The organism is Georgenia sp. Marseille-Q6866, assembly GCF_965111665.1.
The window spans coordinates 55344-79937 of record NZ_CBCOOR010000005.1; the positions used below are offsets into that span (position 1 = coordinate 55344).

The following is a 24594-nucleotide window of genomic DNA, read 5'->3' on the forward strand; positions in this document are numbered from 1 at the left end:
CCCTCCTTGGTAGCGATGCGGGGTCGGTAGGTCGTGGGTAGGCGTGCGGACGGGACTGCGGCTCAGCTCATGCGGCTCCCACGGGCTGGGGCTCGGCCGGGGTCTGTGGGGCGGTGGTGCGGTTGCCGCGGCGCATGCGGGACTGGTTGGCCGCGAAGGCGACGGCGGCGATGATGATGACGCCCTGGATGGTGGGGTTGAGCGTCGAGGGCATGTCGAGCTGGACGAGCAGCCGCTCGAGCAGCTGGTAGGTGAGCGCACCGGCGATCGCCCCGACGATCCACCCGCGCCCGCCGCCGAGGAGCACGCCACCGAGGACGACGGCGGTGATGGCGGTGAACTCCATGCCCTGACCCACCTGGGCGGTGACGCCGGCGAACCCGCCGACGAGGATGCCCGCGACCGTGGCGAAGAGGGCGGACAGGACGAAGGCCCCGGTGCGCACGATCCAGACGCGACCGCCCGCGAAGGAGGCGGCGGTGTCGTTGTCTCCCGTCGCGACGAGCACGCGCCCGTAGGAGGACCTCATGACGAGGATCCCGACGACGGCGAGCGCCACCATGATGAGGAGCGCGTAGGGCAGCTGGCGCAGGACGGGCATGTCGATGCCCATGCGGCCCCACTGGCGGAAGCTCTCCGACAGCGCGCCGGTGGGCGCGCCGCCGGTCCACAGCCGGATGGCGCCGTAGAGGACGAGCATCGTGCCGAGGGTGGTGATGAAGGACGGGACCCGCAGCAGGGTGGTGACGAGGCCGTTCACGAGGCCGACGAGCAGCCCGAAGCCGATCATGAGCGCGATGACCGGCCAGGTGCGGTCCTCCTCGCCGTTGATGAGCTTGGCGGCGATGACCACCTGCGCCCCCACGAGGCTGCCGACGGAGAGGTCGAACTCGCCGGAGACGATGACGAAGTACTGGCCGATCGCGAGGACGACGAGCGGTGCCGCGTTGCGCAGGAAGGCCATGAGCGACGGCGGCTCGTAGAAGCCCGGGTTGAGCACGAGCATGACGACGATGAGGAAGGCCAGCACGACGAGCACCGGCCCGCTGCCGTTGTGCCGCAGCTGGGTGAGGACGGAGGGCCGCGCGGGGCGGGCGGCCTCGGTACGGGTGGTCACGGGTGGCCCCCTTCGGTCGCCGGTGCCGGTCTCGCGCGGCGGGACGTCGCGTCCCGGAAGCGCGCCCTGGCCTTCTTCGGGTCGATCTGCCGGCGGGCGTACATGGCGACGGCCGCGATGATGATCGTGCCGCGCAGGACGTCACGGAAGAACGGGTTGATCTGCAGGGCGTTGAACAGGCTGTCGAGGACGCCGAGGATGAGGACCGCCGCGATCGTGCCGCCGATCCCGCCACGGCCGCCGAGGAGGAGCGTGCCGCCCAGGACGACGGCGGCGATGGAGTCGAGGTCGTAGCCCGCGCCGTAGATCTGGGCGCCGACGCCCGTGCTGAAGCGGGCGGCGAGCAGCAGGCCGGCCAGTCCCGCCATCGTCGAGCACAGCACGTGCGCGATGACGAGGGTGCGGTCGGTGCGGATGCCGGAGAGGCGGGCGACGTCGATGTTGCCTCCGACGGCGAACATGCTGTGGCCCAGCCGCGTGCGGTGAAGCATGAGGACGCCGACGCCGGCGATGACGAGCATGATGACCGCGGACAGCGGCAGGATCCCGATGCGCGTGTAGCCGAAGCCCTGGAAGGACGTGGGGACCGCTCCGGACGGGCCGGGGTAGCGGGTGTCGAGGAAGCCCTTGATGATGAGCCCCGAGCCGAGCGTCGTGATGAAGGCGTGGACGCCGAGCTTGGTGGTGACGATCCCGTTGAACAGGCCGACGCCGGCCGAGACGCCCAGCGCCGCGGCGACACCGAGCAGCACCCGGGACTCGTCACCGTCCATGACGACGGCGGCGACGAGGCTGCTGAGGGCCGCCACGTACCCGACCGACAGGTCGAGGGAGCGGCACAGGATGACGAGGGTCTGCCCGATGGCGATGAACCCGAGGAGGCTGGAGCGGGTGAGGATGTCGATGATCGAGCCACCGCTGAACAGGTTGTCCCCGCGCACGGCGAGGAGCACGCCGGCGACGACGAGGAGGATCAGCAGGGCGACGTAGATGAGCGGGACCGAGCGCAGCGGGGAGCGCCGGGCGGGAGAGGTGCGCGCGGGGCTGCTCGGTGCGGCTCCGACCTCGGGGGTGGCGGTCATCATGCGCTCTCCTCCAACGCGTCGTGGCGGGTGGCCAGGGCCATGACGGCCTCCTCGTCGCAGCCGCCGGGCAGCTCGCCGCTGATCTCACCGTCGTGGAGCACGATGATCCGGTCGGCCATTCCGATGACCTCCGGCAGCTCGGAGGAGATGAGGACGATGGCCACGCCCGCGGCGGCGAGGTCACGCATGAGCTCGTAGACGGCCCGCTTGGCGCCGACGTCGATGCCGCGGGTGGGCTCGTCCATGACGATGACGCCGGGGTCGGTGACGAGCCACTTGGCCAGGACGACCTTCTGCTGGTTGCCGCCGGACAGGAAGCGGACCTCGTGGCTGCCGCTGCGGGCGGCGAGCTCGAGGGAGGCGAGGATCTCCGGGATGCGGCGGGCGCGGCGCGTGGCCTGGCGGGGGGCGACGGCGTCGAGCACGAGGCGGGCGTTGGCGGCGACGGACTGGTTGAGGGCCAGGCCCTCCGCCTTGCGGTCCTCGGTGACGAGGGCCAGGCCCGAGCGGACGGCGTCGCGCGGGGAGCGCGGGTCCACGCGCTTGCCGTCGACGTGCACCTCGCCGGTGCGGAAGCGCTCGACGCCGAAGAGGCCGTGGGCGATCTCCGTGCGCCCGCTGCCCTGGAGGCCGGCGAGGGCGACGATCTCTCCCGCTCGGACCTCGAAGCTGATGTCGCGGACCATGCGGTTGCCCACGCCGCGCACGGCCAGGCGGACGTCGCCCTTGCGGGTGCCCTCGCGCGGCTCGGGGAACAGGGCGCTGATCGAGCGGCCGACCATCTTCCGGACGAGCTCGTCGGAGCTGATGCTCGCGGTGTCGACCGTGTCGACGAGGCTGCCGTCCTTGAGGATGGTGATCCGGTCGCAGAGGTCGAAGATCTCCTTGAGCCGGTGCGAGACGTACAGGACGGCGACGCCGCGCTCCTGCAGGCGGCGCACGAGGCGGTAGAGGAGCTCGACCTCGTGGTCGGCGAGCGCCGCGGTGGGCTCGTCCATCGAGATGATCCGAGCGTCGAAGGACATCGCCTTGACGATCTCGACGACCTGCTGCTCGGCGACGGACAGCGCACGAACCTTGACGTCCGGGGCGATGGCGTCCACGCCGAGGTCCGCGAGGAGCGCGGCGGTGTCGCGCACCATCTGGGCGCGGTCGACCAGGCCGCGGCGGCGCGGCTCGCGGCCGAGGTAGACGTTCTCGGCGACGGTCCGCTCGGGCAGGAGGTTGAACTCCTGGAAGACGGTCGTGACACCGGCGGCCTGCGCCTCGAGCGGGTGGGCGAAGGTCACGGGCGTGCCGTCGAGCTCGATGGTGCCGGTGTCGGCGGGCTGCACCCCGGCGAGGATCTTCATGAGCGTCGACTTGCCCGCCCCGTTCTCCCCGACGAGGGCGTGGACCTCACCGGCCCGGACCTCGAGGTCGATGCCGGTGAGCACCTGGACCCCGAAGAAGGACTTGGTGATGCCGCGCATCCGCAGGAGCGGGGCGCCGGCGCTCATCGTCCGACCTCCACCCAGGTCCGGGAGGCGGCGGAGCGGACGACGGCGTCGGCCAGCAGGGTGGCGCGCAGCCCGTCGTCGAAGGTCGGCAGCCCGTCGACGGTCTCGCCCGCGATGGCGCGGGCGGTGTCGGCGACGAAGTTGGAGAAGCACTCCTGGTAGCCCTGCGGGTGCCCGGCGGGCACGCGGGCGTACTGCGCGGCGGGGGCGGAGAGGGTGTCGGGGTCGCGGACGAGCAGGCGGGAGCCGTCGCGGGCGCCGTGCCACAGCTTCTCCGACTCCTCCTGGTCGAAGGCGATGGTCGAGGAGGCACCGGAGACCTCGAGGAACAGGCGGTTCTTCCGGCCCGGTGAGACCTGGGAGATGGTGGCCGTGCCGACGACCCCCGTCTCCGTCTCGAGCTGGAGGACGACGAGGTCCTCGGTGTCGACCGTCGACCGGCCCGTGCCCCGCTCGGCGTTGACGGTGGCGCTGGTCGCGCTGACGGCGGTGATGCGGTCCCCGGTGACGAACTCGAGGAGGTCGCACCAGTGGGAGCCGATGTCCCCGAAGGCGCGGGTCGCCCCGCCGAGGCGGGCGTCGACGCGCCAGTTGTCGTCCTCCGGGCCGGAGAGCCAGTCCTGGAGGTAGGAGCCGTGGGCGAGGACGACGCGGCCGAGCTCGCCGCGCCGGACCATCTCGCGGGCCTCGCGGACCATCGGGTGGAAGCGGTAGACGAAGGGCACCGCGCCGACGCGGCCGGCGGCCGCGGCCGCCTCGCGCATCTGCGCGGCGTCCTGCGGCGTGGTCGCGAGCGGCTTCTCGCACACGACGTGCTTGCCGGCGGCGAGCGCTCGCATGGTCAGCTCGTGGTGCAGGTAGTTGGGCGTGCAGACGTGGATGACGTCGACGTCGTCGCAGGCGAGGAGCTCGTCGACGTCGCTGAAGAGCCGGGTGGCGTGGAGCTCGTCGGCGGCCTGGGCGGAGCGGTTCTCGCTGCTCGCCACCACCCCGACGACTTCCCCGCCGTTCACCCGTACGGCGCGCGCGTGCACGCCGCCCATGAACCCGGCTCCGACAATTCCTGCGCGGTAGCTGCCAGCGCTGGCAGCCTCGCGTCCCCGGTCTGCTGTGACCCCCGTAACAGGCATGCCCAGACCGTAGGGAGGACTTACGTCACATGTCAAGCAAAAGCCGCAATGCGGACCCCGGACATGTGGTCGACATTTACGCCAGGCCGTGTGACGGAACCCCCGGCCCGGTCGCCGGGCCGACCAAGCGCGACACATACTGCGAGCGCAGCGCTCATCGACCGTGCGCGCGAGCCGATCATCCGAGGGGATGGCCCGGCCCGACCCGGGTCGTCGTTCCTCACACCATCTGGAGTGCCTGTGTACCGCCGTCTCGTCCGTACCGCCGTCGTCGCCCTCGCCGTCCTGGGGCTGGCCATCACCGGCGCCGCGGCCCCGGCGGCCGCGGACTCCACCGGCGGCTCGGGCGGCTCGCGCACCAATCGGCTCGACGTCCCGTTCACCTCCAGCGGCTACCGGTCGAGCTACCACATCTTCGCCGCGGGCCTGGACTGGTCACGCCCCGTGGGCCTGCTCGTCTACACCGACGGCTCGGGCGGCCTGGGGCTGGACCAGCCGAACAGCGACTTCCTCCTGGACGCTGACGGCAGCAAGGGCCTGGTCGCCGTCGCGCGCAAGCACAACATGCTGCTCGTGACCCCCGAGGCCCCCGGGCCGGACTGCGACGACTCCGACAACTGCTGGTACGACGTCGCGCACGCCCCGGGCAAGGCGCGCTGGTCCTCAGACCTCATCGCCCGGGTGAAGTCGCAGTACGAGATCGACCTCGACCGCGTCGTCATCGGCGGCTACTCCTCCGGTGCGCAGTGGGCCACCCGCTTCTTCCTGCCGGCCCACGGCGAGGCGCACTCGGTCGACCTCGCCATCGCCATCTCCTACGGCGGCGCCCCGGTGGGCACGCCCCGGTTCTCGCCCGGCTACAAGGCCTCGACCGTCGTCTCCTTCGACACCGGGACCGCGGACGAGGACGGGTACACGACCAAGCCGTGGGGTGCCCGCGGCGGGTACAGCTGGTACACCCGCAACGGCTTCACCACGGACGCGACGTGGGTGGCCCGCGAGGACCACTACCGCTGGGGCCAGTTCGCCCCGATCGTCGACCGCGAGATCCGGCAGCACCTGGGCGGGTCGCGCCGGCCGAGCGCCCCGAAGGTGCGCGCCATCCCGGCTGAGGACGGCCGGAGCACGCGCGACATCGTCGACGGCGGGATCGGCGGGACGGGCAACGTCTACCACCTGGCCGACACCTTCTCGGGCAGCGCCCGGTACGTCTTCCAGTACGGCAACGCCGGCGGGCGCAGCTACGTCGGCGACTGGGACGGGGACGGTCGCGACTCCATCGCCTACCGGGTGGGCAAGACGTTCTACATCCGTGACAGCGTGAGCGCCGGCGCCCCCACGCGGGTGATCGACTACGGCCGCGCGGGGGACGCCGTGTACGTGGGCGACTGGAACGGCGACGGCGTGGACACCTTCGCCGTGCGCCGCGGCAAGACCTACCACGTGAAGAACTCCGTCCAGGGCGGGGACGCGGACCACGTCATCAGCTACGGCCGGGCGAAGGACACCATCCTCGTCGGCGACTGGGACGGCAACGGCCGCGACACCTTCGCCGTGCGCCGCGGGAAGGTCTACCACCTGAAGAACGCCATCCGCGGCGGCGACGCCGACCACGTCGTCAGCTACGGACGGGCCGACGACGACGTGTACGTCGGGGACTGGGACGGCGACAGCCGCGACACCCTCACGGTCCGTCGCGAGCGCACGTACTACGTGAAGAACGCGATCCGGGGCGGGGACGCGGACGTCGTCCTCAAGTACGGCCGCGCCGAGGACACCACGCTCGTGGGCGACTGGAACGGGGACGGGAAGAACACCCTCGGCATCCGCCGGTGAATCCAGCGCGCCGGTGACGCGAGGCCCCCGCCAGGCTCAGCCTGCGGGGGCTTCGTCGCCGTGCGCCGGGACGACGAGAACGGCCCCAGCAGGCTCTCGCCGTGCTGGGGCCGTTCTAGTTCGCTGTCTCAAACGAAGTGCGCCCGGAGGGACTCGAACCCCCAACCTTCTGATCCGTAGTCAGATGCTCTATCCATTGAGCTACGGGCGCATCAGCCCCGGAGGGCCGAGAACGAGCATAGCCGCCCGACGCCGCCGGTGAAAATCCCAGACCCCTCCAGGGGCCGTGACTTCCACCCGCGCCCCCTCCGCCGCCGACAGCTGGATCCCGCACCGGGCGAGATCCAGCTGTCGGCACATGGGGTGGGTTGGTCAGCCGGCCTTGGCGAGGCCGGCGACCTTCTTCGTGGAGCCGGCGGCCGGCGCCTGGCCGACGGGGCGGCGGACACCGATCGTGTCGCTGCCGTTGCCGTCCCAGTCACCGACGTGGACCTCGTCGCCCTCACGGCCGAAGGTGACGACCGTGTCCGCGTCCCCGCCGCGCAGGGCGTTGTTGACGTGGTACGTCCGGCCGCGCTGCACGGCGAAGCTGTCACGCCCGTCGCCGTCCCAGTCACCGGCCAGCACGACGTCGTCCGCCTTGCCGTAGGGGAAGACCACGTCCGCCGGTCCACCGGTCAGGGAGTTGCGCACGTGGTAGACCTGCCCGCGACGCACCGCGAAGGTGTCGCCACCGCTGCCGTTCCAGCTACCCACGAGCACCTCGTCGTCGGCGCGGCCGTAGCGGAAGACGACGTCGGCATCGCCGGGGTTGAGGGAGTCCTTCACGTGGTACTCCGCCCCGCGGCGCACCGCGAAGGTGTCGGTCCCGTCACCGTTCCAGTCGCCGACGAGGACGGTGTCGCCGTCGCGGCCGTAGCGGAACACGTCGTCCGGAGCGCCACCGGTGACGCCGTTGGCCACGTGGAACTCGTTCCCGCGGCGGACCGCGACCGTGTCACGGCCGTCCGCGTCCCAGTCACCGATGTACACCTCGTCGGCCCACCGGCCGTACATGAAGTGGACGTCCGTCGACCCCCGCCACGTGTTGGAGAGGTGGAACTCCGCCGTCCGACGGTCCACCGGCTCCGGCTCGGGCTCCGGCTCCGGCTCGGGCTCCGGCTCGGGCTCGGGCTCGGGCTCGGGGTCCGGCTCGTCGGTCTCCGCCGGCAGGACGACCGGCAGCGAGGTGACGACGTTGCCGTCGTCGTCAGCCGCGCGGGCGAACCACAGCTGGTCGACGTCGGTCGCCGCGAGCGGCACCGTGACGGCCTCCCCCGGCGCCGCGGAGGCGGACACGACCTCCGTCGACGGCGCGGTGACCGCGAAGGCGGTCGGGCGCAGCGTCGTCGACCGGACGAGGTCGACCTCGACGACGAACTCCTCGTCCGTCGCGTCGTAGCGCGCGTTCTCCCCGCGGAACGCGGGCTCGTCGTAGCGCCACGCCTCGAAGGTCTCGAGCGTCGGGGAGTAGGCGTTGACCGCCATGAGCCCGGCGTCGAGGTCCAGCTGGAGGAGCCGCTGGAAGCCGGTGTCGCGGTCGAGCATGTCCGCGCGGGTGACGGTCGGGTCCTCCGCCTGGGTGGAGCGGTAGCCCTGGTAGTCGGCGAGCATCTCGACGACGGTGCGCCCGGTGGCGCCGACGTTGCTGACGGCGACGACGTCGGGCGAGACCTCCGTCGCGTCGGTCTGCTCCCCGGTCACCGGGTCCCCGTACATGGTGGAGACGCCGTGGTAGTGACCGCCGAGGACGAGGAAGACGTTGTCGTTCGGCGCGACGACCGTCTCCCAGACGTCGTTGCCGGTGGCCGTGTAGCGGCGGTCGACGTCGTCGCGCTCACCGCTCGTGTGCAGGTAGGAGTGCACGCCGAGGACCACGCTGTGGTCCGGGTGCGCCGCGGCCTGCTCGGACGCCCAGGCGAGCTGCTCGTCCGACGGACGGTACGGCAGGCTGATGGAGAGGAAGTCCGTGCCACCGGCGGAGAAGTAGTCGGTGTGCGCGGAGTTGTCCTCCGGCGCCCACGGCTCGCCGTACCAGGGCTCGTCCTCGTACATGCTCACCGGGAAGTAGTCGTTGTACTTGTCGTTGTTGTGGCCCCACATGTTGTCGTGGTTGCCGGGCAGCACGCCGTTGGGGATCTGGGCGTCGTTGAGCAGGCTCATGATGTCCTGCGCCGCCTGGAACTCGCGGTCGGCCCGCTCCTCGGCGTTGTTGCCGTTGATCCAGTTCTCGATGATGTCGCCGGTGAGGGTGTTGTAGCCGATGTGGCGGGCGTCGGCATTGGCGACGACCCACGTAACCATCTGGCGGAAGACGTCCCGGAAGCCCTCGGCGAGGAACTGGGTGTCGGTCATGTGGTTGATCGCGACGTCGTAGCTGCCCGGGTCGGCGAAGGCGTTGTCGTGCACGCCGACCTCGTCGAGCAGCCCGCCGCTGGTGCGGGGGCCGTCGATGACCATGACGTGGGCGACGCCGTCGGCCACTGCCGACGCCGGCACCTCACCGACGAGGGTGACGTCACCGTCCGTGGACGGGACCGCCGTCTCGAGAACCTTCCACGCGTCGTCGGCCCAGAGCAGGAGCTGGAGCTCGTTGCGCGGGGTCGCGGTGCCGGTCCACACAACCTCGACGGGGCCGTCGGTGGGGACCTCGAAGCGCTGGAAGGGGAAGCCGCCGGTGCCGGAGACCTCGCCGGCCTCCTCGACGAGCTCCTCGCCGTCGACCTCGAGGGTCGCGGGCACGGCGTCGGTGCTCACGCCCTGGCGGACGACGACGTCGGCGGAGTCGCGCAGGTCGGCCACGCGGGCGGTGAGCTCGAGGGACGTGCCGCCCTCGTCCGCCGTCGTCACGGTGGTGGCGCCGTCGTCGTCGGTGGAGACGGCGGGGGTACCGGGGACGTGGTTGGTCTCCACGCTCACCGGGTCCAGCTCACCGGGCAGCGGCTCGGTGGGGTCGACGTACTCGGCGTCGCGAAGCTCACCGGGGGTGCGCTCGGCGGCGACGACGAAGTCGAGCTCGTTGTCACCGGTCGCCTGCGCGCGGGTGTAGCTCTCGCCGAGGTCGTCCTTCGTCCAGTTCCGGGTCTCCTCGCCGAGGCCGCAGGGGGTGTACCTGTCGACGGTGACGTCGTAGGAGGCGACGGCGTCGACGAGGGTGCCGTCGGCGTCGGTGATGTACATGCCGTAGCCGTCGGTCTGGTTGAGGCCGGTGGCGTAGACGCCGTCGGCGATGTCGCGGAGCGCGGCGGGGGCGCCGGTGGGGACACCGACGTAGGTCTCACCGGGCTGCAGGGTGACGCCGAGGTCGGCGATCTGGACGTCGGCGCCGATACCGGGCTGGCCGGTGCCGTAGCAGCGGTAGGCGCTCCAGCCGGACAGGTCGACGGGCTCGCTGCCGTAGTTGCCGAGCTCGAAGAACTCGTCGTTCCCGCCCGCCGGGCCGCCGGCCGCGATCTCGCTGAGACGCACGTCCCGGACGCCCGCGAAGGTGGGCGCGGGGGCGTAGTCGGTCGTGGGGTCGTCGACGCCGGGGGTGCGGGTGGCGGTGACGACGAAGTCGGTGAGGTTGTCGCCGGTGTCGGCGACGCGCTGGTAGGTGGTGCCGTCGAAGTGGTTGAGCTTCTCGTCGATCGGCGAGCCCGCGGTGCAGGGGCTGTTGCGGTTGTCGTAGACACCGACGCGGTCGACGATCTCGTCCTCGCCCGTGAGGAGCATGGCGCCGAAGTCGCGCCAGTGCATCGACGTGCCGTAGGTGACATCGGCGTCGGCCGCGTAGGTGCCGCCGTCGCGCGCCGCGAGGTAGCTGTCGCCGGGCTCGAGGACCGAGCCGTCCGGCAGCGCGCCGACCTGGAGGTACTGGGTGCCGTTCTCGCCGCAGCGGAAGAGCTGGTATCCGCTCATGTCGACCGGGGCGTCACCGTAGTTGGTGATCTCGACGTACTGGTCGGCGGTGCTCTGGGAGCCGCTGCTGTTGAGCTCGGAGAAGCGCAGCCCGTTGTCCACGGTGGCGACGTCCTGCTCGGTGACGTTGGGGGCGTCGACGGTGCGCGGCGCGACGACCCAGTCCTGCTCGATGTCGCCGGTGCTGCCCACGCGCTGGTGGGACTCGTCGAGGCGGTGCTGGAGGCCGCGCTGCAGCCACTGGTTCTCGACGTCGCAGTCGGTGGCGATGTCCTCGTGGTAGAAGCCGATGGCGTCCACGCGCTGGCCGCTCGCGTCCTCGATGAAGGCGCCGAAACCGAACTCGTGCAGGCTCGTGCCGTAGAAGGAGTCGGCGTCGTAGCCGGAGCCCTCCCGCGCCGTCGTGTACTGGTCCCCCGGCTCGAGGACGGTGCCGTCGGCGACGACGGCCTGCGGGCCGTACCCGCCGCCGGTCTGGCCGCAGCGGAAGACCTTCCACCCGGAGATGTCGATGGGGGTGGAGCTGTAGTTCGTGAGCTCGATGAAGTTCTTCGCCGAGTCGCGGTTGGCCTGCGTGGTGGCGCCGGCGCCACCGTTGGCGACCTCGCTGATGAGCACGGGCGAGCCCGGCTCGATGTCGTAGCGCATGGGAAGCGAAGCGGCTGCCGGGAGCGTGGCGCCCAGCGTCACCGCCCCGGCGGCAGCAGCCGCGATGAGTGCGCGGCCGGCACGTGAGGGCCGGTCATGACGACGGAGCATGACGTCCTTTCGGTCGTGAGCAGGGCAGGCGTGTACCTGCCCAGCGGCATGCTTGCGTGGCGGCGAGAACGGCGGGTGGACCGAGGATGATCGCCAGGTGAACGCCGAGCGTCCTCTCCCCCGGGGCCCCCGGGCACGGCGACGGTGCCACCGAGCCGCCTCAGAGTTGCTTGCGTACCCCGGCCTCGTGGATCACCGGACCGACCTCGTCCCGGGCGCTTCCCGTCATGGTGTCGGCTCCGGCGCCACGTCGCCCTGTCGGCAGGATGGTGCGGTGGTGGGTGTCCTCGAGCTCGAAGGCGAGTGCCGCGTAGAGCGCGGCGGCGGCGAGCACCAGACCGGCGCCTCCGGCCGCGGCCGCCCACACGCTGTCCCCCGTGGCCTCCGCGACCCCCGTGAGCGCGAACCGCAGCGAGGTGAGTCCCATGACCCCTGCGGCGACGAGCTTCGACATGCCGGCCACGGCCGGCACGAGCATCACGGCCGCCGCCGCAAGGAAGAGCACGCCCAGGCCGGGCGAGGACGCGCCCGGTGGTGACGTCGCGGTCACCAGGCCCGCCGCCGCCCACGTGCCGGCCAGTGTGGCCATGCCCGTACCGGCCACGGGGTCACGGGCGAGGAAACCGTACACGGCGGAGAGCAGCTGGACCGGGACGGTGAGGGCGAGCACTCCCACCGCGATGTTCCGGCCCTGCTCGGGCGCCACCCAGCCGAGCTGCAGCGTACTGAAGCCCACGGTGGCGACGAACAGCCCCACGAACCCCAACGGCAGTGGCGTGCCGATGGGGCGCAGGACGACGCGCGTGGTGACGTCCGGCGCGGCGCTCAACTGACGAGCACCTGCGTCGCCTGGACCTTGAGCTGGGCGTTGGCCCAGCGCATCTGTCGCAGCGTGTCGGGGTGGCACTCCTCGGCGAGCTGCAGGAGATCGACGTGCTTGATCCCCTGCGCGGCTTGGGCGAGCAGCTCCCAGTCGACCGAGACACCCGCGGCCTTCATGTAGATCTCGCGCAGGTCCCGCAGGAGCAGGAGGCCGGGCGTCCGCGCGCGGCCGACGAGCTCGCTGCCCTTGTCCCGCACCCGTTCCATGAACCCGAACTCGCCCTCCGGCTCGTGGTCGAGATCCTCGCCGTAGTGCTCGGCGATCGCCGCGATCTCACGCACGTGGCGCTGGGACCACACGGCGAGGTCGCGGGCGACGTAGAAGATCTCGTGGTCCACCTTGTGCCGCTCGGAGACCTGGAACAGCTCGTGGGCGAGGTCGTTCTCCGAGCGGTGGAGCTCGCGCAGGGCCAGGCCGATCTTCATCGCGTGCCTCCGGTGAGGTCCTCGTCGGCCATGCCTGCAGCACCACCGGTGGTGGCGGGCACGGCGCGTCCGACGGGCGCCGATCCCGCCGTCGTCGGTGCCGACGACGGCGTGCCACCGCCGTCGTCGACCCTGCGGACCCGGGCGGCGGCCGTCTTGAAGATCGGCTGCTTGGACGCGGGGTCCCAGTCCGTGACGGTGAGCTCGTTGGCGGCGCGACCGGCGCCGTCGGGTTCGTGGCCCGTGCCGGTGTCCCAGTAGCCGTAGTGGAACGGGAGGAAGACCACCCCCTTGCGGATGCCGCTGATCCTCACCCGTGCCTGGACCGAGCCGCGCGGCGTCGTGATCTCGGCGAGGTCTCCCTCGGCCAGGCCGAGGGTGTCGGCGTCGGTGACGGAGACCTCGACCCACACCTCGGGCGCCGCGGCCTGGAGCTGGGGTGCCCGGCCGGTCTTCGTGCGGGTGTGGAAGTGGTAGACGGTGCGGCCGGTGATGAGCTGGAGCGGGTAGTCCTCGCCCGGCTGCTCGTGGGGCGGGAACCAGGCCGCCGCCTTGACGATCGCCTTGCCGCTCGGGTTCAGTGCTTTGTACTCCGTCGGCTCCAGCGGCGCCCCGGTGACGAGGTCGCGCCCGTAGCTCTCGCAGTAGTCCGGTGCGGACCAGAACTGCCCGTCGGTGTAGATGCGCTCCGTGCCGTCGGGGTGCTCGTCGGTGCAGGGCCACTGGATGCCACCGCTGTCGCGCAGCTTGTCGTAGCTCATGCCGGTGTAGTCGCACGGGCGGCCGCGGCTGCACTCCTTCCATCCCTCGAAGGCGCCCTCGGCGTCGGTCCACTTCACGAGCGGGGCGCCGTCCTTGTCCTTGAGGCCGAGCCGGTGGGCGAAGTCGATGAAGATGTCGAGGTCCGCCTTGGCCTCACCGGGAGGGTCGACCGCCTTCTCCGAGAGGTGGACGGTGCGGTCGGCGTTGGTGAACGTCCCGGTCTTCTCGCCCCACGTCGCGGCGGGCAGGACGACGTCGGCGAGCTGAGCGGTCTCCGAGAGGAAGATGTCCTGGACGACGAGGAAGAGCCGCTCCTGGGTGAGGATCGAGCGGATCCGCTCGAGCTCGGGCAGGGAGACGGCCGGGTTGGTCGCCTGGACCCACAGCATCCGGATGGAGCCCTCCTCGGCATACCGGATCATCTGCATGACGTGGGTGGGCGGGGAGTAGTGCGGGATGTCCATCGGGTCGACGTTCCACACGCGGGCGAGGTCCTTGACGTGCTCGTCGTTGGACCAGTTCCGGAAGCCAGGCAGGTCCCCGTCGGCGCCCGCCTCACGGGTGTTCTCGGCGGTGGGCTGCCCGTTCATCTGGAGCACCCCGCACCCGGGCCGGCCGAGCATCCCTCTCAGGAGGTGGACGTTGTTCACCTGTACGGCCGCCGCGGTGGCCTGGTGGGACTGGTAGAAGCCCTGGAGCACCGTGGACAGCAGCCGCTTCGCCGTCCCGAGGATCCGCGCCGCCTGCCGGACCTGCTCGGCGGGGACGTCGCAGATCTCGGCGACCCTCTCGGGCGGGTAGTCCTTCACGCGGGCGGCCAGCTCGTCGTAGCCGACGACATGCGCGGCGACGTAGTCGTGGTCCACCCAGCCGCCCGCGACGATCTCGTGGAGCAGCCCGTTCATCAGGGCGACGTTCGTGCCGGGCCGCGGCGCGAGGTGGACGGTCGCAGCCCGGGCGACCGGCGTGGGGCGCGGGTCGACGCAGATGATCTGCGGCGGGTTGGGCCCGGCGAGCCGGTCGAGGACGCGGGTCCACAGCACGGTCTGCGTCTCGGCCATGTTGTGTCCGTAGAGGGCGATGACGTCGGCGTGGTCGATGTCGGTGTACGAGCCCGGCTGCCCGTCGCAGCCGAAGGACTCCTTGAGCGCGGCCGCGGCCGTCGCCGTGCACAGCCGCGTGTTGCCGTCGACGTGGTTCGTCCCGATGCCGCCGTGGGCGACGAGACCGAGCGTGTAGTACTCCTCGAGGAAGAGCTGGCCGGTGGTGTAGAAGCCGACGGCGCTGGGTCCCTGCTCCTTCAGCAGCTCCTTCGTCCGCCCGACGACCCGCTCCATCGCCTCGTCCCAGGAGGTCTCGACGAGCTTGCCCCCCTTGCGGACCAGCGGGCGCGTCAACCGGTCCGGGGAGCCGTTGGCCTGCCATCCGAAGAGGTCCTTGGGACCGAGGCGGCCGTGGTTGACGCGGTCCTTGGCACGACCGCGGACACCGACGATCCGGTCGTCCTTGACCGCGATGTCGATGCCGTCCCCGTTGGAGTGGAGGATCGAGGCGCTCGGCACCCACCGGTCGACATCGTCAGGGTCGACGCCCTCCGCCAGGTGGGTGTCGACGCGGACCGGCCACGTCTCCCCTGGCCCGTAGGGCGTCCGCGTTCCCCAGATCTCGGCGATCCGGTCCGTCCTCGCCACCGTGCACCTCCTGGCTGCCGTCGTGCCTGCCAGCAAAGACCCGCCGCGGGGGCGGCGCAACCTCGGTGGGCGCCTCGCGGCCGGGCGCGCCGACCGGGAGGAGAAGCACGAGAGGCCCGGGACCTGCGACAGCGTCGCGGTTCCGGGCCTCTCGGGACACGAGCGGAGACGGTGGGATTTGAACCCACGGACGGGTTGCCCCGTCACGGCCTTAGCAGGGCCGCGCACTAGACCTGACTATGCGACGTCTCCAAGGGTCATGCGCCACCCAAGATACCCGGAGACGCCCGCGCGTCCAAAGCGCGTCGTCGTCACCGGTCGAAGGCCCAGTTCTTGTCGGTGAGCATGCGGGCCACGGCGAGCCCCACGCCCAGCCCCATGACGACGAACGTCGCCTCGACGCCGTTGCCCAGCGCCTGCGCCACCTCGCCCTCGTTGAGGTGCACGAGGGACCGGTAGATCATCACGCCGGGCACCATGATGACGACGGCGGGGACCGAGAGCGTGACCCGCGAGGCGCGCCCGCGGGAGGCCGCGAGCGCCGCTAGGAGTCCGATCACGCAGGCCGCCGCCAGCGAGGCCGCCTGCGGCGCGACGCCCGCCTCGACGAGGTAGATCCGCGCCGGGTTGGCGATCCCGCCGATGACCGCCGCGACGCACGCGGCGCGCGGGGTGGAGTTGAAGAGGATGGCGAAGCCGGCCGCCGCGACGGCACTGGCCACCACCCGCAGTGCGAGGAGGAGCGGGCCGGCGAGCGCCGTCGTCGTCGTCCCGTCGAGCTCGAGGGCGGCCACCCACGACACCGCCCACACGCTCATCCCGGCCGACAGGAGCGTGACGGTGACGTACGCGAGCCGGGCGACGCCGGCGGACAGGTCCATGCGGACGAGGTCGAGCACGCCGGTGACGAGCGGGAAGCCGGGTACGAGGTAGAGGACCGCGGAGATGAGGCCGGCCTCGTGGGAGGCGTCGGCGACGTCGAGCCGCTCGAGGCCGAGGACGATCCCCACGTACACGCTGCTCGACAGCGCCGCCGCGAGCGCCGTCATCGCGAACTTGTTGAGCCGCGCGTGCTGCATCCGCCGGCGGACCGTCTGGCCCAGCCCCGCGGCCACGAGCACGGCGGCGCAGACGATCGGCCCGCCGTCGTTGAGGAAGGCGAAGGCCGCGCAGGCCAGGGCGACGGCCAGCGCGTTGAGGACGGCCCCGTAGCGCGCGGGCGTGCGCTCCGCCCGTTCCAGCGCCTCCTCCAGCTCGCTCACGGGCCGGCCGGGGCGCAGGCGCTCGACGACGCCGGCGAGCGCGTCGATCCGGTCGGCGTTGACGCCCACCTCGCGCTGCTCGACGACCTCGGTGCGCACCTGGTCACCGTCGCGGGCGGTCGTGGTGATCTCGGTGAGCGTCACCTGCGCGCGGTGCTGGTGCAGGCCGAGGGCGTGCGCCGCACGCCGCATCGAGTCCTTGACCCGGTAGGAGCCGGCGCCGGCGGCGAGCAGCATGGAGCCGAGCCGGAGGACGGCTGCCGACCTGCGCTCGAGGGAGTGTTCGGGAGCGTCCTGCACCGGACCATCATGCCGGGCCACGACGACGGCGCCACGGGTCGTCCGCCCCACGGCCACCTGGCCGCGTGCGAGACTTTCGTCATGCGACGCAACGGCCTCCTGACGATCCTCCTCGTCATCGCGGCCGTCGTGCTCGCGTGGTGGCTGGTGGGCGTGCTGTTCAGCGCGGTGTGGTTCCTCGTGCGGCTCGTCGTCGTGCTCGTCGTCGCCCTGGTTCTCTACCTCGCGCTGCGCTCCTGGTTGACCACCGACAGACGCTGACCCTCCGGGTGCGACCCTCCGGCCACGCTGGGACGCTGGAGGGCATGAGGCGATCGGTGCGTGTGTCCGCAATTCTCGCTCTGACGACGGGTTTCGTCGTCGGCTGCACGAGCGACGACGACCCACCGGCCGACGACGGCACGACGAGCGAGGGCATCGTCACCGACCGCGAGCCCGACAACCCGGACTTCTCCCCCGGCGAGGACGAGTCGCCCGAACCCGTCCCCGGTGAGGACGGCGCCGCCAACGCGCTGAGCACCGCCGCCGAGGAGCTCGGCGGGCAGGCCTTCGCGGTGGACCGCAGCGACGATGACGGCGAGGAGCTGTGGGAGGTGTCGGTCGCCGTCGGGGACGAGGACGTCGAGGTGCACGTGTCCGCCGACGGCAACGAGGTCGTCCACGAGGGCGAGCGTGAGTCGCTCGACGACGAGGACCGGCAGCGGCTGGACGCGGCGTCGATCTCCGCCTCCGAGGCCGCGATCACCGCCGCCACCGAGAGGAGCGCGGCCGTCGAGGAGGTCGACCTCAACGAGCACCTGGGGACCGTCGTGTGGGACGTCGAGCTCCTGTCGACCGACGGCGTGACGACCGAGGTCCGCGTCGACGCGACGACGGGCGAGGTGCTCTGACGCCCTGACATTGCGTCGCACCTTCGGGTCCGCGGAGGGTGCCAGAAGGGGCGACCGGTGATCGGAAAGTGCGCGGCAAGCGGGGCGCCGGCGGAGGGCGTGGGATTCGAACCCACGGTGGAGGGTCACTCCACAACGGTTTTCAAGACCGTCACATTCGGCCGCTCTGTCAGCCCTCCCTGCCGCGGGCCTCTCGGCGCCACGGCGCGACCAGTCTACGCAGCGCGGGGAACCAGATTGCGGTAGGCAAGAGGCATGCGCGCCATCACTGTCTCCCCCGACTCCCGTCTCGAGCTCACCGAGGTGCCCGACCCCTCACCGGGCCACGGCGAGGTGGTCCTCGACGTCGCTGCTGCCGGGCTCAACCGCGCCGACGTGCTCCAGCGGGCCGGCCACTACCCGCCGCCGCCCGGGGCCAGCGACATCATCGGGCTCGAGGTCTCCGGGACCGTGCGCGAGCTCGGTGAGGGCGTGGCCGGCTGGCAGGTGGGCGACCGCGTCTGCGCGCTGCTCGCCGGCGGCGGCTACGCCGAGCGGGTCGCTGTGCCGGCCGGGCAGCTGCTGCCCGCACCGGCGGGCATGGACCTCGTCGACGCCGCCGCCCTGCCCGAGGCCGTGTGCACCGCCTGGTCCAACCTCGTGGACGTCGGCGGCCTGCGCGCCGGCCAGACGGTCCTCATCCACGGCGGCTCCGGCGGCGTCGGATCCGCGGCCATCCAGCTCAGCCGCGCCCTCGGCGCGCGCGTCCTCACGACGGCGGGCGGGCCGGAGCGGGCCGCACGGTGCGCGGAGCTGGGCGCCGACGTCGCCATCGACTACCACGGTGACGTCCCCGCGGCGGTGGCGGAGGCCACCGGCGGCACCGGCGCCGACGTCATCCTCGACGTCCTCGGCGCGGGCGGGCTCGCCGACAACATCGCCATGCTCGCCACCGGTGGGCGCCTCGTGGTCATCGGCACGCAGCGCGGCACCCGTGGCGAGGTCGACCTCATGACGCTCATGCGCAAGCGCGCGAGCGTCCACGGCACCACCCTGCGCGCCCGGCCGCTCGGGGAGAAGGCCGCCATCGTGACGGCGGTCCGCGAGCGGGTGTGGCCGATGCTCGACGACGGCCGGCTCCGCGCCGTCGTCCACGAGCGGCTGCCGCTCGCGGAGGCGGAGCGGGCGCACGAGCTGCTCGACTCGGGCGAGGTTTTCGGCAAGCTCCTGCTCGTCACCGGTACCTGACGGGCGGAATCCGGCTGTCGGCGCGGGTGGGGCGCGCCGGCGTCGGGAACAACTCAGCTGTCGGCGCGAAAGGGGGGCGCCGACGGCGGGAACAACTCAGCTGTCGGCGCGAATGGGGGGGGCGCCGACAGCTGAGTTGTTCCGCTCGTTACCCCTTGACGGAGCCTGCGAGGAGGCCCCGGACGAAGTACTTCTGCAGGGCGAGGAACACGATGATCGGCACGACGATCGAGACGAAGGCGCCCGCGGTGAGCAGGTGCCAGTCCTGGCCACGCGAGCCGGCCATCTCCGCCAGCCGCGCGGTCAGCGGCTGGACGGCGTTGTTGCCGCCGGTGAAGGTGAGACCGACGAGGAGGTCGTTCCACACCCACAGGAACTGGAAGATCGCGAAGCTCGCGATCGCCGGCACCAGCAGCGGCAGCATGACCCGCAGGAACACCGTGACGTGCCCCGCGCCGTCCACCCGCGCCGCCTCGATGAGCTCGCGCGGGATCTCCGACATGAAGTTGTGGAGCAGGAAGGTGGCCAGCGGCATCGCGAAGCACGCGTGGGCGAACCACACGGCCAGGTAGGGGAACATCTCCCCGGCCGCCGAGCCGGAGAAGATCCGCAGCAGCGGGATGAGCGCCATCTGCAGCGGGACGATCTGCAGCGCGAAGACGGCGATGAAGACCGTGTCGCGCCCGCGCCACTGGAGGACCGCGAAGGCGTAGGCGGCCATGGTCGCGACGACGAGCGGGATGACCGTCGCCGGCACGGTGATGACCACCGAGTTGACGAAGAACCCCGACAGCGCGCCGGAGGACGCCCGCCCGAACAGCACCTCCTGGTAGTTCTCCATCGTGAAGCTCGGGTTGGTGAAGAAGGTCCACCACCCCGAGCTGCGGATCTCCGCCTCGGGCCGCACCGAGCTGACGAGCATGCCGATGATCGGCACCGTCCACAGCAGGGCGATGACGATGGCGACGACGGACCCCACCCGGGAGGTGAGCATCGCCTTGGCGCGGCTGGAGGCCGGCTGCCCCGACATGGGGTCCGGCAGCGAGCGGGTGGGTCCCGGCTCGGTGATCGCCGGGTTGGCAGGTGTGACGCTCATGCTCCCCGTACCTCCCGGTTCTTGATCATCTGTCGGACGTTGAAGACGACGATGGGGATGACGAGGACGAAGATGACGACGGCGAGAGCCGAGCCCGTCCCCGCGTTGCCGAAGGTGAAGGACTGGTCGTACATCATGTTCGCCAGCACCTGGGTGTCGAAGCGGGCACCCGTCATCGTCCGCGGGATGTCGAAGATCTTGAGCGTCGCGATGGTGATCGTCGTGACGACGACGACGAGCGTGGGCCGCACGCTCGGCACCGTGATGCTGCGGAACATCTGCCAGGCGCTCACGCCGTCCAGGCGCGCCGCCTCGACGATGTCACCGGGGATCGCCTTGATCGCCGCGGAGAGGAGCACCATCGCGAATCCGGCCTGGATCCAGATCATCACCGCGATGAGGAAGAAGGTGTTCCACGGGGAGTCCTGGAGGAAGCGCAGCGGCTCGAAGCCGAGGCCCACGATGATCGCGTTGAGCAGACCGATCTGCTCCTGCGCGGCGCCGCGGTACTCGTAGACGAACTTCCAGATGATGCCGGCGCCGACGAAGGAGATCGCCATCGGCATGAACAGCAGCGTCTTGGCGACCTTCTCGAAGCGTGACTGGTCGATGATGATCGCGTAGAGCAGCCCGACGCCGGTGGCGACGGTCGGCACGAGGACCACCCACCAGAAGGTGTTGATGAAGGCCTGCAGCGAGTCGGGGTTGGTGAAGACCCACTCGTAGTTGGCGAAGCCGACCGGGTTCTCGCTCGTCCGGTCCATGAAGGACATGATCGTGGTCCGGATGGCCGGGTAGATGAGCCCGACGCCGAGCAGCAGCAGCGCGGGGCCGCCGAAGAACAGCACCATCCACCAGGTGCGCGAGCGACCGGCGAACCGGTCGGCCACGCGCGCGAGGATCAGGAGGACGGCGATGACGGCGAGGAAGGCGACGACGGCCAGGATCATCTGGCCGAACTTGGAGTAGAGGAAGAAGTCCACGGTGATCAGCTCCCGTCAACGAGCGGGGCGGGGACCCGGCAGCGCCGGGCCCCCGCCCCCCTGTTCTAGAGTCAGCCGGCCGGCCAGGCGGCCTCGATGCCGTCAAGCACCGTCGCCGTCTCGTTGCCGTTGATCCAGTCGACCATCCCGGTCCAGAAGGCACCGGCGCCCACCTCGGACGGCATGAGGTCCGAGGCGTCGAAGCGAGCGACCGCGTTGGGGTCCTGGAGGATCTCGATGGACTGGCGCAGCACGTCGGAGGACGCGACGGCGGGGTCGACGCCGAGGTTCGCGCTGATGACGCCACCGATCTCGACGCGGGTGTTGGCCCACGTGTCGGAGGCGAGGAAGGCCTGCGCGGCCTGCGTTGCCTCACGGTCGTTGAACGCGGCCACGAACTCACCGGCGACGAGCACGGGGGTCTCGCTCTCCTCGATGCTCGGCAGGTAGAAGGCGAAAACGTCGCCGTTCTCGCTCACGTCCGTGCCCTCGGGCCACTGCGCCTCGTAGAAGTTCGCCTGGCGGTGCAGGAAGCAGTTGCCCTCGGTGATCGGCAGGCCGCCGTCGTTGAACGACGTCGTCGCGATGGAGCGCGAGTCGCCGATGCCACCGTTGACGTAGTTGTCGTCCTTGAGGATCGCGCCGGCCAGGTCGACCGCCTCGGCGATCTCCGGGTCGTTGAAGGGGATCTCGTGGTTGACCCACTGGTCGTAGACGTCGCCGCCGCCGGTGCGCAGGACCATGTCCTCGATCCAGTCGGTGGCCGGCCAGCCGGTCGCGCCGCCGGACTCGATGCCCGCGCACCACGGCTTGACGGTGTCCGAGCCGTGGTCCGTGGCGATCTGCTCGGTGAGGGCCATGAGCTCGTCCCAGGTGGTGGGGACCTCGTAGCCGTTCTCCTCGAACGCCGTCGGGGAGTACCAGACGAAGGACTTGACGTTCGACATCAGCGGAGCCGCGTAGAACTCGCCGTCGACCGTGCCGAAGGCCTTCCAGTCCTCGGTCCAGCCCTCGTCCACCTTGGCCTCGACGGCGTCCGGCGCCGCCAGGACGTGGCCGTCGGCGACCATGCGCGCGAGCAGGCCCGGCTGCGGGATCGCGGCGAGGTCCGGCGCGTTGCCACCCTCGGCCTGGACGACGAGCTGCTGCTCGAACTCGCCCGAGCCGTTGTGGGTGATCTCGATGCCCGTGCACTCCGTGAACTGCTCGAAGGAGTCCTGGAGCTGGTCGGCCTCGACCTCACGGATCGAGGTGAAGAAGGTGACCGTCTCACCCTCGAAGGTGCCGTACTCCTCGAAGTCGGCGCAGTCGGCCTCGGTGGTCGCTTCATCGTCCCCACCGCCGCCCCCGCCGCCCCCGCCGCCGAGGTCGTCAGCGCCGCCACAGGCGGCCAGGACAAGTGCCAGCGCTGCGGCCCAGCCGCGAGCGATCCGGCACGTCGCTGCTTACGAATCCTCATCGATCTCCTCCACACCATCGTTGGACTGGCGCACATGCGTGCGCGCACCCAATCAAGCGCGGATGTCGCCTTCCTGCAAGGATTTCAGGGTCTAGGCGAGGTCACGATCTGGTCACGCACGCAGGAGGGCGGACAGAACGGGCACCACGCCGTCGTCCTCGACGGGTGCGGTGACGAGGTCCGCGGCCGCGCGGGTCACCTCGTCCGCGCCACCCATCGCGACGCCGAGCCCCGCCCAGCGGAGCATCTCGACGTCGTTGCGCCCGTCGCCCACCGCGACCGTGGCGCCCGGTGCCACGCCCATGCGCTCGCGCAGCATGTCCAGCGCGGATGCCTTCGTCACGCCGTCCGGGGCGAGGTCGAGCCAGGCGGTCCACCCGACGGCGTAGGAGACGCCGTGCAGGCCGACGCGCTCGACGAGCGCGTGGAAGTCCGCGGCCGACAGGTGCGGCGCGCGCAGCGTCACGCGGCTCGCCGGAGCGGCACACAGCTCCTCGAAGTCGACGACGGTCATCTCCCCGCTCAGCTCCCCCATGGGGAAGGGGGCGGTGACCTTGAAGCCGCGGCCCAGGTCCTCGACGGCGAAGAGGCCGTCGGGCAGCTCCTCGCGCAGCAGGCGCAGCGCCGGCTGGGGGTCGAAGGTGACGACGTCGCTGATCTCGTAGCCGCCGTCGAGGGCCGGGTCCAGGCGCAGGCAGACGGCGCCGTTGGAGCACACCGCCCAGCCCTCGCGCAGCTCGAGCTCCTCGAGGATGGGCACGACGGCGGAGACCGAGCGGCCCGTCGAGAGGACCACCCGGGCCCCCGCGTCCCGCAGGCGGCCGACGGTCTGGCGCACCGCCGTCGTCATCCGCTCCTCGTGGTCGATGAGCGTGCCGTCGATGTCGAGCGCGACGAGGAGGTCCGGCCCGGCCGCCGGGAGGGCGGCGGGCAGGTGGTCGCGGACGGCGTCGACGGTGAGTGTCATCGCGGTGCCACCGGCGAGAGGACCTCGAGGCCGCCGAGGTAGGGCTGCAGCCCGGCGGGCACGCGGACGGAGCCGTCCGGGAGCTGGTGGTTCTCGAGGATCGCGACGAGCCAGCGGGTGGTGGCCAGGGTGCCGTTGAGGGTGGCGACCGGCTCGGTGCCGTTGGCCCCGCGGTGGCGGATGCCGAGGCGGCGGGCCTGGAACGTCGTGCAGTTCGACGTGGAGGTGACCTCCATGTAGCGCTCCTGGCTGGGCAGCCACGCCTCGCAGTCGAACTTGCGGGCGGCGGAGGAGCCGAGGTCACCGGCGGCGACGTCGATGACGCGGTAGGGCAGCTCGACCTTGGCGAGCATCTCCTCCTCCCAGGCGAGGAGGCGGGCGTGCTCGTCCTGGGCGTCATCGGCGGTGGTGTAGCTGAACATCTCCACCTTGTTGAACTGGTGGACGCGGATGATGCCGCGGGTGTCCTTGCCGTAGGACCCGGCCTCGCGGCGGTAGCAGGTGGACCAGCCGGCGTAGCGCATGGGGCCGGCGGACAGGTCGAGGATCTCGTCGGCGTGGTAGCCGGCGAGCGCCACCTCGGAGGTGCCGGTGAGGTAGAGGTCGTCGGCGGGCAGGTGGTAGATCTCGTCGGCGTGCTCGCCGAGGAAGCCGGTCCCGCTCATCACCTGGGGGGAGACGAGCGTGGGCGTGATCATCGGGGTGAAGCCGGCGGCGATCGCCTGGTCCATGGCGGCGTTGAGGAGCGCCAGCTCGAGGCGGGCGCCGACACCGGTGAGGTAGTAGAAGCGCGCACCGGAGACCTTCGCGCCGCGCTTGACGTCGATGGCCGCGAGGCCCTCGCCGAGCTCGAGGTGGTCGCGGACCTGCTCGAGCTCGCGGCGCTGCCCCTCGGTGCGGAGCACGACGAAGTCGTCCTCCCCGCCCGGGGGCACGCCGTCGACGACGACGTTGGACAGCTGGTAGGTGACGCTCGACGCCTCCTCGGCGGCAGCGGCGGCGTCCCGCTCGGCGGTCTTGACGCGCTCGGCGAGCTCCTTGGCGCGGGCGAGGACGGCGGGGCGCTCCTCAGGGGCAGCCTTGCCGACGGAGCGGCTGACCTCCTTCTGCTCCGAGCGCAGCTGCTCGAAGGCGGTGAGCGCGGAGCGGCGGCGCTCGTCGGCCTCGATGGCACGGTCGACCAGGCCCGGGTCCTCACCGCGGGCACGCTGGCTGGCACGGACGACGTCGGGCTGCTCGCGCATGGCTCTGAGATCGATCACGTCCCGAGCCTATCCGGGGTGG

18 protein-coding genes and 3 tRNA genes are annotated in these 24594 nt (G+C 71.5%); 4 read left to right on the forward strand and 17 right to left on the reverse strand.

Going from position 1 to position 24594, the window contains the following annotated elements; genetic code table 11:
• Positions 1-67: 67 nt before the first annotated feature.
• Genes ACWPXV_RS06015 through ACWPXV_RS06030 form a run of 4 tightly spaced genes read right to left on the reverse strand, consistent with a single transcriptional unit; the run spans position 68 to position 4831 of the window.
• Positions 68-1117 (reverse strand): ABC transporter permease, encoded by a 1050-nt coding sequence (locus ACWPXV_RS06015; RefSeq protein ID WP_454084379.1) that lies wholly within the window; start codon positions 1115-1117, stop codon positions 68-70.
• Positions 1114-2202 (reverse strand): ABC transporter permease, encoded by a 1089-nt coding sequence (locus ACWPXV_RS06020; protein WP_454084380.1) that lies wholly within the window; start codon positions 2200-2202, stop codon positions 1114-1116. Before ACWPXV_RS06020 ends, ACWPXV_RS06015 begins: the two co-directional genes overlap by 4 nt.
• The gene (locus tag ACWPXV_RS06025) at positions 2199-3701 is read right to left on the reverse strand and encodes a sugar ABC transporter ATP-binding protein (RefSeq protein ID WP_454084381.1); all 1503 of its coding nucleotides are present in this window, start codon (positions 3699-3701) and stop codon (positions 2199-2201) included. The genes ACWPXV_RS06020 and ACWPXV_RS06025 overlap by 4 nt, the downstream gene beginning before the upstream one ends.
• Positions 3698-4831 (reverse strand): Gfo/Idh/MocA family protein, encoded by a 1134-nt coding sequence (locus ACWPXV_RS06030; RefSeq protein ID WP_454084382.1) that lies wholly within the window; start codon positions 4829-4831, stop codon positions 3698-3700. Before ACWPXV_RS06030 ends, ACWPXV_RS06025 begins: the two co-directional genes overlap by 4 nt.
• A gap of 240 nt (positions 4832-5071) precedes the next feature.
• Here ACWPXV_RS06030 and ACWPXV_RS06035 point away from each other — a divergent pair, with 240 nt between their 5' ends.
• Complete coding sequence (locus tag ACWPXV_RS06035) at positions 5072-6667, forward strand: hypothetical protein (protein ID WP_454084383.1); 1596 nt, start codon at positions 5072-5074, stop codon at positions 6665-6667.
• Between the two features lie 138 nt (positions 6668-6805).
• Here the strand turns inward: ACWPXV_RS06035 and ACWPXV_RS06040 are convergent.
• The 7 genes from ACWPXV_RS06040 to ACWPXV_RS06070 all read right to left on the reverse strand — a co-directional run bounded on the left by ACWPXV_RS06040 (position 6806) and on the right by ACWPXV_RS06070 (position 16688).
• A tRNA-Arg gene (locus ACWPXV_RS06040) sits at positions 6806-6878 on the reverse strand.
• 161 nt (positions 6879-7039) lie between these two features.
• Positions 7040-11365 (reverse strand): lamin tail domain-containing protein, encoded by a 4326-nt coding sequence (locus ACWPXV_RS06045; protein ID WP_454084384.1) that lies wholly within the window; start codon positions 11363-11365, stop codon positions 7040-7042.
• A 160-nt stretch (positions 11366-11525) separates the two neighbouring features.
• Positions 11526-12194 (reverse strand): hypothetical protein, encoded by a 669-nt coding sequence (locus ACWPXV_RS06050; RefSeq protein ID WP_454084385.1) that lies wholly within the window; start codon positions 12192-12194, stop codon positions 11526-11528.
• Positions 12191-12673, reverse strand: coding sequence for a hypothetical protein (locus tag ACWPXV_RS06055; protein ID WP_454084386.1), 483 nt, complete (start codon positions 12671-12673; stop codon positions 12191-12193). Before ACWPXV_RS06055 ends, ACWPXV_RS06050 begins: the two co-directional genes overlap by 4 nt.
• Positions 12670-15126, reverse strand: a complete 2457-nt coding sequence (locus ACWPXV_RS06060) for a molybdopterin oxidoreductase family protein (RefSeq protein WP_454084387.1) — start codon at positions 15124-15126, stop codon at positions 12670-12672. Before ACWPXV_RS06060 ends, ACWPXV_RS06055 begins: the two co-directional genes overlap by 4 nt.
• 163 nt (positions 15127-15289) lie before the next feature.
• A tRNA-Ser gene (locus ACWPXV_RS06065) sits at positions 15290-15378 on the reverse strand.
• A gap of 59 nt (positions 15379-15437) precedes the next feature.
• Positions 15438-16688, reverse strand: coding sequence for a threonine/serine ThrE exporter family protein (locus tag ACWPXV_RS06070; protein ID WP_454084388.1), 1251 nt, complete (start codon positions 16686-16688; stop codon positions 15438-15440).
• A gap of 81 nt (positions 16689-16769) precedes the next feature.
• On the opposite strand from ACWPXV_RS06070, the gene ACWPXV_RS06075 reads away from it, so the two are divergent.
• Together ACWPXV_RS06075 and ACWPXV_RS06080 are read left to right on the forward strand one after the other, a co-directional pair.
• Positions 16770-16949 carry a hypothetical protein gene (locus ACWPXV_RS06075; protein ID WP_454084389.1) on the forward strand — a complete coding sequence of 60 codons (180 nt, stop codon included), beginning with the start codon at positions 16770-16772 and terminating at the stop codon, positions 16947-16949.
• Between the two features lie 44 nt (positions 16950-16993).
• On the forward strand, positions 16994-17578 hold the full coding sequence (locus tag ACWPXV_RS06080; RefSeq protein WP_454084390.1) for a PepSY domain-containing protein: 585 nt from the start codon (positions 16994-16996) through the stop codon (positions 17576-17578).
• Between the two features lie 91 nt (positions 17579-17669).
• On the opposite strand, the gene ACWPXV_RS06085 is transcribed toward ACWPXV_RS06080, so the two are convergent.
• Positions 17670-17757 (reverse strand) — tRNA-Ser (locus tag ACWPXV_RS06085).
• A gap of 76 nt (positions 17758-17833) precedes the next feature.
• Between ACWPXV_RS06085 and ACWPXV_RS06090 the strand changes: the two genes are divergently transcribed.
• Positions 17834-18805 (forward strand): NAD(P)H-quinone oxidoreductase, encoded by a 972-nt coding sequence (locus tag ACWPXV_RS06090; RefSeq protein ID WP_454084391.1) that lies wholly within the window; start codon positions 17834-17836, stop codon positions 18803-18805.
• A gap of 148 nt (positions 18806-18953) precedes the next feature.
• Here ACWPXV_RS06090 and ACWPXV_RS06095 read toward each other — a convergent pair whose 3' ends face one another.
• The 5 genes from ACWPXV_RS06095 to serS form a co-directional block, all read right to left on the reverse strand.
• On the reverse strand, positions 18954-19901 hold the full coding sequence (locus ACWPXV_RS06095) for a carbohydrate ABC transporter permease (protein WP_454084392.1): 948 nt from the start codon (positions 19899-19901) through the stop codon (positions 18954-18956).
• Positions 19898-20851, reverse strand: a complete 954-nt coding sequence (locus tag ACWPXV_RS06100; RefSeq protein WP_454084527.1) for a carbohydrate ABC transporter permease — start codon at positions 20849-20851, stop codon at positions 19898-19900. The genes ACWPXV_RS06095 and ACWPXV_RS06100 overlap by 4 nt, the downstream gene beginning before the upstream one ends.
• A gap of 104 nt (positions 20852-20955) precedes the next feature.
• A complete protein-coding gene (locus ACWPXV_RS06105; protein ID WP_454084528.1) occupies positions 20956-22314 on the reverse strand; it encodes an ABC transporter substrate-binding protein in 1359 nt (452 codons plus the stop codon).
• Between the two features lie 141 nt (positions 22315-22455).
• Complete coding sequence (locus ACWPXV_RS06110) at positions 22456-23310, reverse strand: HAD family hydrolase (protein ID WP_454084393.1); 855 nt, start codon at positions 23308-23310, stop codon at positions 22456-22458.
• A complete protein-coding gene (gene serS / locus ACWPXV_RS06115) occupies positions 23307-24572 on the reverse strand; it encodes a serine--tRNA ligase (RefSeq protein ID WP_454084394.1) in 1266 nt (421 codons plus the stop codon). The genes ACWPXV_RS06110 and serS overlap by 4 nt, the downstream gene beginning before the upstream one ends.
• Between the last annotated feature and the right edge of the window lie 22 nt (positions 24573-24594).